Annotated in this window: 21 protein-coding genes; 11 read left to right on the top strand and 10 right to left on the bottom strand. The window is 63.2% G+C overall.

Annotated features, from left to right (window positions below; genetic code table 11):
• Positions 1–36 precede the first annotated feature (36 nt).
• Complete coding sequence (locus NKJ12_RS22890) at positions 37–468, bottom strand: SAM-dependent methyltransferase (protein WP_352705255.1); 432 nt, start codon at positions 466–468, stop codon at positions 37–39.
• Between the two features lie 512 nt (positions 469–980).
• Here NKJ12_RS22890 and NKJ12_RS22885 point away from each other — a divergent pair.
• Together NKJ12_RS22885 and NKJ12_RS22880 are read left to right on the top strand one after the other, a co-directional pair.
• On the top strand, positions 981–2,120 hold the full coding sequence (locus NKJ12_RS22885; protein ID WP_352705291.1) for a KamA family radical SAM protein: 1,140 nt from the start codon (positions 981–983) through the stop codon (positions 2,118–2,120).
• Positions 2,121–2,273: 153 nt separating this feature from the next.
• Complete coding sequence (locus NKJ12_RS22880; RefSeq protein ID WP_302896853.1) at positions 2,274–2,525, top strand: exopolysaccharide production repressor protein; 252 nt, start codon at positions 2,274–2,276, stop codon at positions 2,523–2,525.
• A gap of 299 nt (positions 2,526–2,824) precedes the next feature.
• On the opposite strand, the gene yghU is transcribed toward NKJ12_RS22880, so the two are convergent.
• Positions 2,825–3,712: a glutathione-dependent disulfide-bond oxidoreductase gene (gene yghU / locus NKJ12_RS22875; RefSeq protein ID WP_352705253.1), complete on the bottom strand. Its 888-nt coding sequence runs from the start codon at positions 3,710–3,712 to the stop codon at positions 2,825–2,827.
• A 249-nt stretch (positions 3,713–3,961) separates the two neighbouring features.
• On the opposite strand from yghU, the gene NKJ12_RS22870 reads away from it, so the two are divergent.
• Positions 3,962–4,867, top strand: a complete 906-nt coding sequence (locus tag NKJ12_RS22870) for a S1C family serine protease (RefSeq protein WP_023675699.1) — start codon at positions 3,962–3,964, stop codon at positions 4,865–4,867.
• Positions 4,868–4,882: 15 nt separating this feature from the next.
• Here the strand turns inward: NKJ12_RS22870 and NKJ12_RS22865 are convergent, their stop codons facing one another.
• The 5 genes from NKJ12_RS22865 to NKJ12_RS22845 form a co-directional block, all read right to left on the bottom strand.
• Positions 4,883–5,494 carry a hypothetical protein gene (locus NKJ12_RS22865; protein ID WP_352705251.1) on the bottom strand — a complete coding sequence of 204 codons (612 nt, stop codon included), beginning with the start codon at positions 5,492–5,494 and terminating at the stop codon, positions 4,883–4,885.
• 44 nt (positions 5,495–5,538) lie between these two features.
• A complete protein-coding gene (locus tag NKJ12_RS22860) occupies positions 5,539–5,721 on the bottom strand; it encodes a hypothetical protein (RefSeq protein ID WP_245274654.1) in 183 nt (60 codons plus the stop codon).
• Between the two features lie 223 nt (positions 5,722–5,944).
• Entirely contained in the window at positions 5,945–6,127 is a 183-nt protein-coding gene (locus NKJ12_RS22855) for a DUF3606 domain-containing protein (protein ID WP_023675702.1), read from the bottom strand.
• An 11-nt stretch (positions 6,128–6,138) separates the two neighbouring features.
• Positions 6,139–6,447, bottom strand: a complete 309-nt coding sequence (locus NKJ12_RS22850) for a hypothetical protein (protein WP_023675703.1) — start codon at positions 6,445–6,447, stop codon at positions 6,139–6,141.
• Positions 6,444–6,812, bottom strand: coding sequence for a hypothetical protein (locus NKJ12_RS22845; RefSeq protein ID WP_254819632.1), 369 nt, complete (start codon positions 6,810–6,812; stop codon positions 6,444–6,446). The genes NKJ12_RS22850 and NKJ12_RS22845 overlap by 4 nt, the downstream gene beginning before the upstream one ends.
• Before the next feature lie 295 nt (positions 6,813–7,107).
• Here NKJ12_RS22845 and NKJ12_RS22840 point away from each other — a divergent pair, with 295 nt between their 5' ends.
• Positions 7,108–8,067, top strand: coding sequence for a prohibitin family protein (locus NKJ12_RS22840; RefSeq protein WP_352705249.1), 960 nt, complete (start codon positions 7,108–7,110; stop codon positions 8,065–8,067).
• A gap of 60 nt (positions 8,068–8,127) precedes the next feature.
• Here NKJ12_RS22840 and NKJ12_RS22835 read toward each other — a convergent pair whose 3' ends face one another.
• Positions 8,128–8,694: an RBBP9/YdeN family alpha/beta hydrolase gene (locus NKJ12_RS22835; protein ID WP_352705247.1), complete on the bottom strand. Its 567-nt coding sequence runs from the start codon at positions 8,692–8,694 to the stop codon at positions 8,128–8,130.
• A gap of 111 nt (positions 8,695–8,805) precedes the next feature.
• Between NKJ12_RS22835 and NKJ12_RS22830 the strand changes: the two genes are divergently transcribed.
• Entirely contained in the window at positions 8,806–9,279 is a 474-nt protein-coding gene (locus NKJ12_RS22830; protein WP_352472087.1) for an Lrp/AsnC family transcriptional regulator, read from the top strand.
• Here the strand turns inward: NKJ12_RS22830 and NKJ12_RS22825 are convergent, their stop codons facing one another.
• Positions 9,280–9,756 carry an Lrp/AsnC family transcriptional regulator gene (locus tag NKJ12_RS22825; RefSeq protein ID WP_254819628.1) on the bottom strand — a complete coding sequence of 159 codons (477 nt, stop codon included), beginning with the start codon at positions 9,754–9,756 and terminating at the stop codon, positions 9,280–9,282.
• 156 nt (positions 9,757–9,912) lie between these two features.
• Here NKJ12_RS22825 and NKJ12_RS22820 point away from each other — a divergent pair, with 156 nt between their 5' ends.
• On the top strand, positions 9,913–10,665 hold the full coding sequence (locus tag NKJ12_RS22820) for a tryptophan 2,3-dioxygenase family protein (RefSeq protein ID WP_352705245.1): 753 nt from the start codon (positions 9,913–9,915) through the stop codon (positions 10,663–10,665).
• Positions 10,666–10,926: 261 nt separating this feature from the next.
• A complete protein-coding gene (locus NKJ12_RS22815) occupies positions 10,927–11,358 on the top strand; it encodes a DoxX family protein (RefSeq protein WP_254819626.1) in 432 nt (143 codons plus the stop codon).
• A 39-nt stretch (positions 11,359–11,397) separates the two neighbouring features.
• On the opposite strand, the gene NKJ12_RS22810 is transcribed toward NKJ12_RS22815, so the two are convergent.
• Positions 11,398–11,703, bottom strand: coding sequence for a hypothetical protein (locus tag NKJ12_RS22810; RefSeq protein WP_254819625.1), 306 nt, complete (start codon positions 11,701–11,703; stop codon positions 11,398–11,400).
• Positions 11,704–12,170: 467 nt separating this feature from the next.
• On the opposite strand from NKJ12_RS22810, the gene NKJ12_RS22805 reads away from it, so the two are divergent.
• From NKJ12_RS22805 to NKJ12_RS22790, 4 genes are all read left to right on the top strand, one after another.
• The gene (locus NKJ12_RS22805; RefSeq protein ID WP_352705243.1) at positions 12,171–12,434 is read left to right on the top strand and encodes a hypothetical protein; all 264 of its coding nucleotides are present in this window, start codon (positions 12,171–12,173) and stop codon (positions 12,432–12,434) included.
• Between the two features lie 45 nt (positions 12,435–12,479).
• Positions 12,480–12,887: a hypothetical protein gene (locus NKJ12_RS22800; protein WP_352705241.1), complete on the top strand. Its 408-nt coding sequence runs from the start codon at positions 12,480–12,482 to the stop codon at positions 12,885–12,887.
• Positions 12,888–12,890: 3 nt separating this feature from the next.
• Positions 12,891–13,289, top strand: coding sequence for a hypothetical protein (locus tag NKJ12_RS22795; RefSeq protein WP_352705240.1), 399 nt, complete (start codon positions 12,891–12,893; stop codon positions 13,287–13,289).
• 79 nt (positions 13,290–13,368) lie between these two features.
• A complete protein-coding gene (locus NKJ12_RS22790) occupies positions 13,369–13,920 on the top strand; it encodes a terminase large subunit domain-containing protein (protein WP_254819621.1) in 552 nt (183 codons plus the stop codon).
• Positions 13,921–14,198 lie beyond the last annotated feature (278 nt).

Here is a 14,198-nt window from a genome sequence, read left to right as displayed (position 1 = left end):
TCTGCCGCTCGATTCCAGAGGCTAAGCACGAGCTGTTCAGCCGTGTATCGCAATTTCGCGCAGCGGATCGCCGCCATCGATGAACAGCCGGCCTTGCGCGGTCAACGCGGCGCCGAGCCGTCGCAGGGCAATTTTTCCTGCTTCGGGATGACGCCCGTCCAGCGCGCCGACGCGCACCGCAACGGCAATGTCGAAGTGCTTCTCATCGGCCTCCAACTCGAAATCCTCGATGGCGACCTGGCGGAGGCTCAGCCGGCCTGCCGCAATCTCGGCGCGCGAGGCGGCCCCGGCCTGCGCGATGGCCTTGGCCGAGCGGTCGATCGCCAGCACGTGCCCGCCGCCGATCCGGCGCGCGATCTCGCGCGCTGCAGCACCCGGTCCGCAGCCGATCTCCAGCACTCGCATGCCCTGCCGCAAGGGCAGCGCATTGACAATCTCCAAAAGCCTTGGCGACAAGTCGTTCGCCATACGCTCTTCTCCAGCTTTTTCGCAATCCGAGATTAGCGACCGCGGCCGGCGACGGGAAGGCCGAGAGACGCGGGCATCGCCGATGTGTTCAGCTGGTATGTTCAGTTGGGTGCTGCTCGAGCAGGGGGCATGATCGACATCGAAGAGGTCGACGATCCGGTCTCAGCCGCGGGCGACCGGGCGGACCCCGAGCGGCCCGGCGTCGTTGACCTGAGGGGTAGGGAGGGACTGGCGCCGAGCCTAACCGGTTGGGGGATAGATCACCGGCCGTTTATGTGTATACGCTCAAGCTAATATGAGCGCAAGCTAATGTTGTGCCTCAGCGATGTTGGACGATTGGGCCGATCAGTGGCCGGTTGTGGCTTCCTGCCGCGCCCTCCAACCCGGCCCAACACCGCTTATTGCCTTCAAGTCCTGGCTCCGATGCTGTACCCCGGCCGAAATTCAAGGAGCCTGCAATGACCTCACATCCCGACATCCCCGAGGCCAGCATGGCGGTCGATGCTGCCGGCATGACAGCCGATGACCGGCGCGCTCGCGAGGCGGATGCCGCATGGCGGGACGATGTTCGCGAGGGCGTGCGGCATGTAGGCGATCTGGATTCGCTGCCGCTGTCGCCAGCCGAGCGGGCGGCGGCAGAAGCCGCGGCCACGCGCCACAAGGTTCGCATCCCCAAGGCCTATCTCGACCTGATCGACTGGAACGACCCCGCCGATCCGATACGGCTTCAGGTCATCCCGTCGCCCGACGAACTGGCAGAGCAGGAGGGCGAGCTCGACGACCCGATCGCCGACCACGCCTTCAGTCCGGTGCCGAGATTGACGCATCGCCATGCCGACCGGGTTCTGCTGTTCCCAACCTATCAATGCGCGGTCTATTGCCGGTTCTGCTTTCGCAAGGAGCAGCTGACGTCGATCGGCCGCGGTTATACGCGCGAAGCTCTCGACGAGGCCTTCGCCTATATCGCGGCCCATCCGCAAATCCGCGAGGTGATCCTGACCGGCGGCGACCCACTGTCGCTGCCGGACAAGGCGCTGGCGGAAATCCGCGCCCGAGTCGAGGCGATCCAGCACGTGCGGCTGTTGCGCATCCACACTCGCGTACCCGTCGCGCTGCCGTCGCGCGTCACCGGCCGGTTGGTTCAAGCCTTGCAGGGCCGGCTGATGGTCACTGTCGTCACCCATTTCAACCATCCACGCGAAATCACGGAGGCGACCGAGCGGGCCTGCCGTACTTTAAGGCAGGGCGGCTTCGTGCTGCTGAACCAGAGTGTTCTGCTGAAAGGCGTGAACGATACGGTCGAGGTGTTGGAAGAGCTGTGCCGCGAGCTGATGTATCGCCTTGGCGTCAAACCCTATTACCTGCACCACGGCGACCTCGTGCGCGGAATGGCGCACCGGCGCACCACGATCGCCGAGGGCCAGGCGCTGGTCAGCGCCTTGCGTGCGCGCCTGTCCGGCATCTGCAATCCCGTCTACGTGCTGGACCTGCCGGACGGCGGAGGGAAAGTCCCGCTCGGCCAGTGCTATCTCGAGGCGTGCGAAGGGGAGACGTGGCGAATACGTGGGCTTGATGGGGTTGTAAGGAGGTATGGAGAGCTGGTTGGGGAGGAGGGACGTGCAGCCGCCGTCCAAGCCAGCCCACCTTGGTGACCTGACACGCAGCCCTTGATCACGGAAGCATGCGTTAACTGCTGATCTATTTGGTGGTTGCGCAATTGCCAAAATAGTGAAAACGTTGGTCCGGGGTAATGGGTTAGGGGAGTTCGTCCCGGCTGTTGCGAGTTACGGGGCGGCGCAAAAGTCATGAACTTTCCACGGTTCCTGGTGGGGCTGACCACCATATCGTCCATCGTGGCGATCTCGACTTACCTTGCGACGGGTTCAATCTGGAAGACGCTGGCTTGGACGATCTTGACCTTGATCGTCATGCAGGTTGGATATTTCCTGTTCGTCGTCCGGTTGATCTACGGATCCGGGGCGAAAAGCGCGGAGGTAAAGCCGCGGCGTCTGAGGGCTGTGCCGCCAAACCGTCGAGGTCGCGTTCAGCTTATGTAGTAATGTCCCATATAGATATCATGGTCTAGACAGGACATGTTCGGTTCTGGGAATGTGCATTGGACGTTCCGCTAGTTTAGTCAACTAATATATATCGTCCAACTCATATCGTCGTTTTTGAGCTAGCGGGAAAACCTGCCTGCTGCTTGTACGACGGTGCCCAACGCCACATTTTACAACCGGCTGGCAAGCTCCCTTTTGTTGATGCCAGCTTGGATGGCGGCGGTAGAGACGGGCCTGAGCAGTCGGCCGAAGCTGCCGATCTCCCCTACAAGGCGAGAGATCGGCGCGTCGTCGGCTTAGCTTTTGGCCGCCGCGAGCTTGTCTTGCGTCTTGGTCTCGAAATCGCTGGCGTCATGGCGCTCGTGCAGCTGCATCGAAGGCTCGCCGAAGGTGCGGTTGACCATGCGGCCGCGCTTGACCGCCGGCCGCGCGTCGATGGCGTCGGCCCAACGCTGCACGTTCTTGTACTGCTCCACCTGCAGGAACTCGCCGGAATCGTCATACATGCGGCCCTTGGCCAGCCCGCCGTACCAGGGCCACACCGCAATGTCGGCAATCGTATAGTCGCTGCCGCCTAAATACTCGCTTTCGGCGAGGCGTCGGTCGAGCACGTCCATCTGCCGCTTGGTTTCCATGGCGAAGCGGTCGATGGCATATTCGATCTTCGTTGGCGCATAGACATAGAAATGGCCGAAGCCGCCACCGAGATAGGGCGCCGAGCCCACCTGCCAGAATAGCCATGACAGGGTCTCGGCGCGGGCCGGCTGCTCCGTCGGCAGGAATTCGCCGAATTTTTCGGCGAGGTAGAGCAGGATCGAGCCGGATTCGAAGATGCGGACCGGCTTTTTCCCACTGCGATCCATCATGGCCGGGATCTTCGAGTTGGGGTTGATCTCGACGAAGCCGCTGCCGAACTGGTCGCCGTCGTTGATCCTGATAAGCCAGGCGTCGTATTCGGCGCCGCTGTGGCCGAGCGCCAGAAGTTCCTCCAGCATGATCGTCACCTTGACGCCGTTCGGTGTCGCCAGCGAATAAAGCTGCAGCGGATGCTTGCCGACCGGCAGTTTCTTGTCATGCGTCGGGCCGGCGGTCGGCCGGTTGATGCTGGCGAAAGCGCCGCCATTTGCCTTGTTCCAGGTCCAGACTTTTGGCGGCGTGTATTGGTCCGTTGCGTAGTCGTTCATTTGGGAGGCCTTTGGAAGGGTTGGGTTGGGAGGATATCAGATATCAACGTGGGTAATGGCGGAGGAACTTTGCATAGGGCAGCTTGGGATAGCCGTAGGTACAGATAGGGCTGCCGGCGCTGATGCAAAACCCCGGCGCGAACGGCGCGGCGCCGGTCCACGCCAAAGCCGGCGCCACCTCTTGCGCCTGATCACCTGCGCCATACCTATAGCCCATATCAGCCTGCGAACATTGCCAGGAACCAAAGCATGAATATCGAACCCCTTTTGCGATCCATCGTGGCCGTCCGCGCCACCGTGCCGGAGGACGCCTTCACGGCAAATACACTTGGCACCCGCCGCGAGGGCAGTGGCGTGGTCATCCGCGGCGACGGGCTGGTACTCACCATCGGCTATCTCATCACCGAGGCCGAGGAGGTCTGGCTGGCCGACCAGGACGGGCGCGTGGTTCCCGCCCATGCGCTCGCCTACGACCAGGAGTCGGGCTTCGGCCTGGTGCAGGCGCTGGCGCCGCTCGGGCTGCCCGCCATTGCGCTCGGCGATGCGTCCAGGGCCAAGATCGGCGATCCCGTCGTGCTCGCCGACGGCGTCGGCCGCTCCGTGCGGGCGCGGATCGTCACCAAGCAGGAATTCGCCGGCTATTGGGAATATCTGCTCGACGAGGCGATCTTCACGGCGCCGGCTCACCCTTCATGGGGCGGCGCCGGCCTCATCGGCGCGGATGGCAGGCTGCTCGGCATCGGTTCGCTGCGCCTGCAGATGAGCCGCAACGGCGAGGTCGCCGACATCAACATGGTGGTGCCGATCGATCTTCTGCCGCCCATCCTCGACGATCTGCTGACGCGCGGGCAGGTCGCCAGGCCGCCGCGGCCGTGGCTCGGCGCCTTCTCGGCCGAGAGCGACGGCAAGGTCGTGGTGATGAGCGTCGCCGAGGGCGGTCCAGCCGCCCAGGCGGGCCTTCGCCAAGGCGATGTCATCTCGGATGTCCGCGACACGGCGGTCGATGGGCTTGCCGATTTTTATCGCAAGCTTTGGAAGAGCGGCCCGGCGGGTGCCGAGATCCCGCTCCGGGTGCTGCGCGATGGCCGCGAAACCTGGCTGCGCGTCAAGTCCGCCGATCGCAACAGCCTGCTGTGGAAGCCGCCGCTGCAGTGAGGCAACCGAAACCTCTCACTCTCCGCAAGCGCTGAAGCCAGTGCCCGGGGTCCACTCCGCGAATGGGATGACCTTGCCTTCGACCGATACGGTCGCTTGCCTGGTGGTGCCGTCCGCCAGCTTCTTGCTGCTTTTGCCCTTGCCGGTCAGCACATTGTAGTTGCAGTCGCCGGCAACATTGTCGTCCATGTAATCCCAATACTCGTAGGCAAAACCGGCGACGACGAACGTGCCGTTGCGCCAGGCGAGCGTCAGCGTCTTATTGGTCCGCTCGCTGCCGATCTCCATCGCCGGAATATAGAGCTTGATCGAGCCGTTGGGGAGCGTAGTGAGTTCGGGCTCGGTGTCGGATGTGGCGGGGCCCGGCCGGTCGTAATCCTTCCATTCCCCGTCAATCTGTTCATGCACGACCCCGGCAGGTCTGAGAAAATTGCCGTCGCGGTCCCTGAGGAACAAATGCAGATCCATGGGATGGCCGGGCTCGGTCTCGACGATCATCGCCAGATCGGCGGCACCGTCGCCGTTCCAATCGCCGGTCGCCGCGGTGATGATCTTCTGCGTCTCGATCGGTTCTGCCAGTGCGGCGGCCGGCAGCAACAGGACCAAACCGAATATTGTCGACCGCATGTGAAATCCTCTTCGCCTGGGCAGGCCGGAGACGCACGCGCTTCTCAGGAGGCCCGGCTCTGCCGCGTCTCGGAACGGCTCGTCTCGTTGAGCAGCCGGCAGAGCGAAACCGCTTCACGACGGCTCAGGCCGATCAGCGCGATCTCCGAAAATTGCGCCGGCAGATCGTGAACGATGTCCCACACCATCCAACGGCCGTTCGGCTCCATGACACATTCATAGCGCAATAATTGTTCCTGCATCCGACCCCCGGCTTTGCTCACCGGACTGGTACAGCGTCGAGGTAAATGAGTTGTTGCGCCGCGAGAGTATTCCGCGGCTGTCAAAACCAGGCGTTGAATCCCCACAGGGGCGAACCCGACAGGTCACGGCTGACGGTGCCGATACTCTCGACAAGGCGGCAGGGCAGGGACGCTTCCGGCGTGAACGGCGGCCGCCGCCAGAATTGGTTCAGGCGTTGCGGCTCGCCATATGCGCGTCGAGCTTCCTCCTCGAGGGGCCGTAACGCTTGATGATGGTCGCGGCCTCGCTTTGCGGTATGCCGTATTTGCGGGCAAAGGCAGCGACCTCGTAAGGCTCTTCGCCTGAGACCAGTTTGCGATCCTGCTTGGTCTTGGATTTGTCGTCGGCCATGGCGTCCTCCATCACATCTGGTCGTTATAGGGCTCCTTGGTCCGGCCGACCATCCTGGCCAGTTCGGCAAAGGACGGCACGCCGGTTTCGCCCTGGGCATTGTTGGCCGCCTGCAGCAGCCTGAGCGGAAAGCAGACGGCGTCGCGGTTGGATGGCGACATGTCTTCATAGAGACGCTCGTCGCTGGTCATCGCCGCCTCGGCCCGGCGCAACGCCATGTCGACCTCGTCGACCGACAGCAGGCCCTTGTGGACCAGCGCGTTGTTGACGGCCGCGATCGCCATCATCAATCCTTCGAGTTGGAGATTGGCGACGTTCATCGTTTTGCGTCCTCGCCGGGCTTCTTGGCGGTGGCCTTGTCGTCTGGCCGGATCGCTGCGCGCGGCGGGTTCTGGCCCTCCGAATGCCGGGTCTTGTCGTCGAAATCGTCAGCCGGCCTGGTCAATCCCATGCCGCCGGGAGGCGGCTTGTTGCCGGCCGCATCCTGCGAAAATTGGTCGGCCGCGTCGGGGCTCATCTTTGCCGGATATTTCCTCGCTCCGGTCTCGTAGCGGTTCGGGTCGTCGGCCATGTCCTGTGCTCCCGTTGCAATGAGCAGATAACTTTCATGCGGCGGCAGCGGTTCCGTGGCGAAATCGACGTTGCCGGTGCGCAAGCCGTCGCAATCTGTCGGGTTTTCGTGCATCCTTGTGCATGCCAACGATGCTTCGCTCCGACGCGCCGGCAAAATGCTGCTCCTACTGCGGTGGGCGCGACCACGACTACGAGGATTGCCCGAAGCGCAAAAGCGATGCCGAACGGCAGAAGGAGACGCCAGGCAACGCGTACTGCCGCGGCTGCAGGGGAAATCCGCTAGCCAGCCTGAACCACCCCGCCGGTCCGGGGCCGGCCGGCGCGAAGATCCTTCCATGTCGAGAGGATTGCAATGCCGCCGCTATTGTGGGCAAAAGCAGCACGGGCAATCGGGTTGGGGTGGGGTAATGACCGAAACGCAAGGCAATTCAGGCCGTCCGCAGGGCAAGCCGGGGACGGCGTCGAGGTCGATCGGTTCCGGCCTGGTCGCACTCCTCATCGTGGCGCTCGGCATCTTTGCGCTGTTTGGATCCTGGTACACGATCGATCAGGGCGACCGCGGCGTGCTCTTGACCAACGGGGCGCTGAGTTCGGTCGTCGATCCCGGACTGCATTTCAAGCTGCCGTGGTTACAGCGCGTCGAGAAGATCAGCCTGCGCCAGCAGGTGCTCAAATGGGGCTGCGAGAACCAGAACGCTTGCGGCGGCCTGCCGGCCATGCAGGCCTATTCGCGCGACCAGCAGCCGGCCGACATGCGCGTCACCGTCAACTTCCACGTGCCGGCCGCCGAAGTCAGCAACGTCTACACCAATTATGGATCGATCGAGGCACTGGCCGACCGTGTCATTGCCAGGAAAGCACCGCAGGAGATCAAGACCGTGTTCGGCCAGTACGACGCGGTGTCGGTTATCCAGAACCGGGCGAAGTTCAACAAGGACGTTGCCGACGCCATCGCGGCGGTAACCGACGGCCCGGTGATGATAGACAGCGTGCAGGTCGAGAACATCGACTTCTCCGACGCCTACGAGCAGGCGGTCGAAGCCAGGATGACGGCGCAGGTGGAGGTGCAGAAGCAGGAACAGAACCTGCAGCAGGAAAAGATCAAGGCCGATATCGCTGTCACCCAGGCCAAGGGCCGCGCCGACAGCGTCAAGGCCGAAGCCGAGGCCAGCGCCTACAAGACCAGGGTCGAAGGCGATGCGACCGCGGGCGCCATCAAGGCTCGCGCCGCCGCAATCGCCAACAATCCGCTGCTGGTCGAACTGACCAAGGCGGAGAGATGGAACGGCGAATTGCCGAAGTCGATGATCCCGGGTTCGACAGTGCCGTTCCTGGAGCTCAGCACACCTGCCGCAGCATCGAACTGAGGCGCGGCGCCGCGGCGCAAACCAGATCAGGACGGCGGCAAGGTAGCCGTCCCATTGCGGTCACGGCTGAAGCACGGCGCCTCGGGCGCTTGCTTGCGTTCGCCCGAGAAAAGCCGTCAGCAGCTCCATTCCCACCGGCCAGTCGCCGAGCCCGCTGTCGCCATTGATGTGGCCAAGCGGCCCGGCGATATGGAGATCGCTGCCCCAGCGCTCGGATTTCGCCCTGACATAGTCCAGCGAGCCGTAGGGATCGTTGGTGCTGGCGACAATCAGCGACGGAAAGCGAAGCCGTTGTTGCGGCGCGTCGGCGAAGGCCCGGGCGGAGGAGGGGAAGGCCGGCGACGCAGGGTCCGGAACCGCGACCAGCAACGCGCCGCTGATCTCGCGAGGGGAGATCCGTTGCCAGTGTACGACCAGCAGACAGCCGAGGCTATGGGCGACGAGCACCGGCGGTGTCCATGCCTGGCATACAGCGGTTTCCAATGCTGCCACCCAGTCGTCGAAATCCGGCGCGTCCCAACTCGCCGGATTAAACCGCCGCATCGCCGGGTTTGCCTGCTGCCAATGAGTCTGCCAGTGGGCTTTGCCCGATCCGTCGATGCCCGGCACAATGATGAATTCGGTCATGCGAAGCCCTTCTTTCCTGATGCAGCGCGTGCAATTCTAGGTCTTCTCCCCGGCGGCGGAATGAGAGATCATCGGAAAGCGGCAAAGAAATCCGATGGATTAAAGGCGATCATGCGGAACGGCGATTACCGGCCAAGGCTCGATCCCACCGATCTGGCGATCATTGAGATCATGCAGGAGGATGGCCGCATCGGCATCTCCGAGCTTGGCCGCCGCGTCGGACTGTCCCAGCCCGCCACCTCGGAACGGGTGAAGCGGCTGGAGGAGCGCGGGGTCATCACCGGTTACAAGGCGGTGATCAATTCGGCAGCGCTCGGGCTCGGCACCATGGCGGTCATCCGCCTGCGCACCACGCATGAGCATATCCAGGCCTGCCTGAAGAAGTTCGCCCAATTGCCGGAGGTGGTCGAGGTGCTGCGGGTGACCGGTGAGGATTGTTTTCTGGTCAAGGTCGTGGTCCCGTCACCGCCCGACCTTGAAAGCATCGTCGACAGCATCGGCCGGTACGGCACGGTGACGACAAATGTGGTTCTGCGCGCCGAGCAACCGAAGCGGCTGGGACGCGAATTGATGACCAGGGCCTGACTATCGCTTGGTCTGCGTATGCCCGACGGCATTGGCGAACGAGATGCCGCCCTTGATCTCGCGCATCGCCATCGAGGTAATCGTGCGCCGCACGCCGGGCAGCCGGCTGAGCTCCTCGCGCAGCATCCTGTCGAGCGCCATCATGTCGACGGTGACGATCTGCAGGAGATAGTCGGCCTCGCCAGTCGTGGCGTGGCAGCGGCGGATCAGCGGATGCTGTTTGACCGCCGCCTCGAAGGCGTCCGACAGTTCGAAATCGATCGACACCTGGATGAAGGCTTCGATGCCGAAGCCGAGCTTGGCCGGGTCTATGCGGGTCGAGTAGCCGCGGATGACGCCGGCATCCTCCAGCGCCTTGACCCGCTTCCAGCACGGCGTCTTGCTCAAGCCGACCTCGTCGGCGAGCGCGGCAAAGGAGGTGCGGGCATCGCGTTCGAGCGCCGCGACGATCTTCCGGTCGACCGCATCCAGCATCATTCGTTCTTCCTGTCTGCTTCAGAAGCAGCTTTCGTCCTTCATTTCTCGCCAATCGAATAACAGAAAGGGACAATGTTCGGCAAGAAAGCGATTAGACTCGGGGACCGGGATCCAACAAACGCCTGCGGCCCAACGGCCGCGGCAAGGAGCATGGCCATGGACAAGCAGGACTATTATGCCCGCATCGAAACGCCTGAGATGCGCGACTATGGCGTCTACCTCAAATGCGACAGGCTGCTGGCCTGCCAGAAGCCGCTGGCCGAGATGGTCAATGCCGACGAGCTGCAGTTCCAGATCGTGCACCAGGTCGAGGAGCTGTGGATGAAGCTCATCGCCTACACGCTGATCGACGTCGTTGATTTCCTGGAAAAGCAGGACACGCATCGCATCGTCACGCTGATGGGGCGCGTGCACCGGCTGATGCGGCTGATGACGGCGCAGCTCGACCTGCTCGAAACCATGTCGCCCAAGGAATACCAGCAGATCCGGCTGCAGCTCGGCAATGGCAGCGGTCAGGAATCGCCGGGTTTCAAGCAGCTGTTGCGTCTGCCGCCGGATCTGTGGCGGGCCTTCAAGGCGTCATACCTCGACGGCCGCGGCCTCTCGGTCGAGGATGTCTACGATACCGGCTACGATCACGGCGACAGCTATGTCGTTGCCGAAGCGCTGGTCGAGTTCGACGAGCTGTTCCAGAAATTCCGCGCCAACCACCTCTACCTCATCCACCGCACGATCGGCCTCGGCGCGAAATCGCTGAAGGGCAGGCCGGTCGAATTGCTGGAGGCCGGCGCCCGCCACCGCTTCTTCCCGGAACTGTGGGACATACGCTGGGCGATGACCGACCGCTGGGGCAGCCAGTATGGAACCGTACGGGAGCCGATCAGCAAGCCGGGGGTGAACTTAGGGTAGTTCCAGGCTCGGGTTCCTCGCCTCGCGGCGGAGAGAGGGCCGCGAAGCGGCCGGAGAGGGCCTTTCTTTGCCGGCGCAGTCCCCTCTCCGTCGCGGCTTCGCCGCGCCACCTCTCCCCCATGAATGGGGGCGAGGAACCTGGTCTTGCGAGGCCTTCTCCCCGCGCACTTGTCTCCTGCAGGTTTTTCGGGGGATGATGTCGGGCTTGCGGCTGGTGGTGCGTCCTTGGGGCACAACCATCGTAACTCTTGGGAGGAGGTCGTGACCTTGGAAACCGCTCAATCAACCGTCCAGTCGCCGTGGCAGACCGCGGCAATCCTCATCGCCCGCCTGATCTTCGCAGCCGTCTTCCTGATGGCCGTGATCTTCAAATTCGTCGATATCGGCGCCACCGCCGGCTATATCGCGGCGGCCGGGTTTCCATTCCCGCTCTTCCTGGCCTGGTGCGCAGCCCTGCTTGAGGTCGTCCTCGTTCTATGCTTCCTGACTGGCGCCTTCTTCTCATGGGCAGCACTCGTCGCCGGCGCCTATGTGCTGTTCCTGGGCTTCGCCTTCCACGGGCCGTCGCACTGGGCCGGCAACCAGGCGGAGTTCGGCTTCTTCGTCGATCACTTCACCTTCCTGGCCGGGCTGCTGTTTGCCGCCGTGCACGGGCCGGGCCGCGTCCTGGCGCTGAGGCTTGGCAGGGGATGATGCCAAAGCTTGCTGCGGCGGTCATCCTCGATCGCCGCTTCACATCTGGTCGTTGTAAGGTTCCTTGATCTGACCAACCATGCGCGCCAGTTTCGAGAAGGACGGCATGTCCGTCTCCGGCTGACACTGATTGGCCAACTCCAGCAGTCGGATCGGGAAGTTGACGGCGTCGCGGCTCGACGCCGACATGCCCTCGGACCTTTCCTCGTTGGTCTCGCTGGCTTCGGCCTTGCGCAATGCGATATCTATATCCTCGACGGAGAGCACGCCCTTGCGGACCAGGACCTGATTGATCGATGCGATGGCCATAAGCAGGCCTTCGAGTTGCAGATTGGCGACGTTCATGATTTTTGCTCCCATTGGCTAAGGGTCAAACGCGCGAATGCCTGTTCTGATCCGGACGGTGGCGTCTCGCCGGACATTCCAGTGTGCTTCGCCCAATCGGCTACTCTGCGTTTTTTCGCGTCTCAGGTGAATTTTGTTCTTGCTTTGTGCCGGCAGCTATGCTACTAATTTGGGTATGGTGCTAATTGGCTCCAACGACCCGCCCGCCGAGGCGGGTTTTTTGTTTCAGGCTTCTTTTTCGATCAGACGTTACGTGAGCTGGCTATGAAGTCGGCGGGACAGCGCCCCCCTCTGTCCTGCCGGACATCTCCCCCTCCAGTGGGGAGATTGGCTGTCATTGCCGCTTTCGCCAATTTTGTAGGTGCAAAAAGGCGCTGCCGCCAAAGCTGCCGATCTCCCCCCTCGTGGGGGAGATGTCCGGCAGGACAGAGGGGGGCGCGAAGGAACACCACCTTAACGACCGTCCTTTGAGCACCAACCTCGCGGCGGGCAAAGGAAATCGCATTTTTCTGCCGGTGCGCCACATTTTGTTCTTGCTTTGTGCCGGCAGCTATGCTACTAATTTGGGTATGGTGCTAATTGGCTCCAACGACCCGCCCGCCGAGGCGGGTTTTTTGTTTCAGCCTTCATTTTTCGACCAAACGCTACGTGAACTGCCGGCTATTAAGTCGGCGGGCGCGAAGGAACGCGGCTCTGGCGATCGTCGGAACTGCAAATCTCACCAATCGTAAATTTTCCAACGCGCCACTGAGCGCCCATCTCCAGAGAACATCCCCATGTCCAACCGTTACGCCACCATCATCATCGACGATGACGGCCGAGAGGTCGTCAGCGCTATTGGCGAGTTCGCCGGCGCCGCACCCTATGCACGCCATGGCCGCTTCGAGCAGGTTGTCGTCGGCGTGCGGATCGGCATGGTGCGCGGCGGCCCCGGCGACGCGGTCGGCGGTTTCGGCTTCCCGTTGGGAGCACTCGACGGCAAGGCGGCAGCAATTCTAAGGGCAAGGCTGAATGCGTTGCCCGACGCCAGTACGTTGGGGCCTGGCACGACGACCGATGCGAAATCGGCAAGCCAGCCGCCGAAGCCGAAGTCGGCGCGCGCCGGCAAGAAAGCGAAGCCGCGCAAGCGCATCGTGCGGCCAGGCAACAAGAAGCCGGCGATCTCCGCCGGGACGGCGGAGTAGGGCATGGCCAAAGCTCCTTCCGCCGGCGATCCGCAGCCGCACGATCAAGCACCCGGCAAGCAGACCAGGCGGGCGAAGAAGACGCTGGCCGACGGCTTTCTCGAAGCGATCCGCGCCGATTTCCGCGCCCATGGCGCCGGCGTCATCGCCGAGGTGCGCGCCGAAAAGCCCGACCAGTATCTGAAACTCGTGCTGTCGGTGCTGCCCAAGGATCTTAGTGTCAACATCAACAATCTGGATGCATTGAGCGATGACGAAATCAGGCAGCGCATCCGCGGCCTCGAAGCCGTCCTTAGGCCGTTCCTCGAGAAGCCGGGCCTCGCGAAAGGCCTCGCACAGCCGGGCGGCAAGGAAGGAATATCTCAGCCTGCTGGCGGAGCTGGACCGGAGGCGCCGCACTAACCAGCTTGCCGCCTATCGGCCCTATCCCCGACAGGCCGAATTCCACGCCGCCGGGGCGACCAATCGCGAGCGCCTGTTCATGGCCGGCAATCAGCTCGGCAAGACCAGGGCCGGCGGCGCCGAGTGGGCGATGCACCTCACCGGCCGCTATCCCGACTGGTGGCAAGGCAAGGTTTTCGATTGTCCGGTTCGGATGTGGGCGGCCGGCGTCACCGGCGAAAGCACGCGCGACAACCCGCAGCGTATCCTGATCGGCCCGCCGCAGCAGCAGGCGGCGTGGGGCACCGGTATGATCCCGGCCGACGCGATCCTCAGCACGATGGCGGGGCGGGCGCCGGGCGCGCTCGACAGCGTCGTGGTGGCCTGGGGCGGCGGTGGCGACGTGCAGGCCGGCGAATCCGTGCTGTCGTTCAAGAGTTACGAGAAGGGCCGCGAGAAGTGGCAGGGCGAGACGCTGCACGGCGTCTGGTTCGACGAGGAGCCGCCGCTCGACATCTATTCCGAAGGGCTGACCCGCACCAACGCCACCGGCGGCATCACCATCGTCACCTTCACGCCGCTGCTCGGCATGAGCGATGTGGTGCTGTTGTTTTTGTCCGCGGAGCAGGTGGGAGGGATGGGGAGGGGATGACAGGGCTGCGAAATCGCGCAACTCGCGTTCCTTCGCGCCCCCCTCTGTCCTGCCGGACATCTCCCCCTCTAGTGGGGAGATTGGATGTCGCATTGGCTTTCGCCAATCTCCAATGCTTGTGGATAAGCGAGACGCTGAAGCTGCCATCTCCCCCCTTGAGGGGGAGATGTCCGGCAGGACAGAGGGGGGCGCTGTCCCGCCATCATGAAAACATCTTACCGAACAGCAGCATACGTCCAACACCTGCCACCATGATTCAATGCCGCGAGGGTGAAAAC

The sequence above is a fragment of the Mesorhizobium sp. M0195 genome (genome assembly GCF_040322115.1).
Classification (GTDB): Bacteria; Pseudomonadota; Alphaproteobacteria; order Rhizobiales; family Rhizobiaceae; genus Mesorhizobium.
The sequence above is the reverse complement of the archived record's forward strand: the minus strand, read 5'-3'. Positions and strand labels throughout refer to the sequence as shown.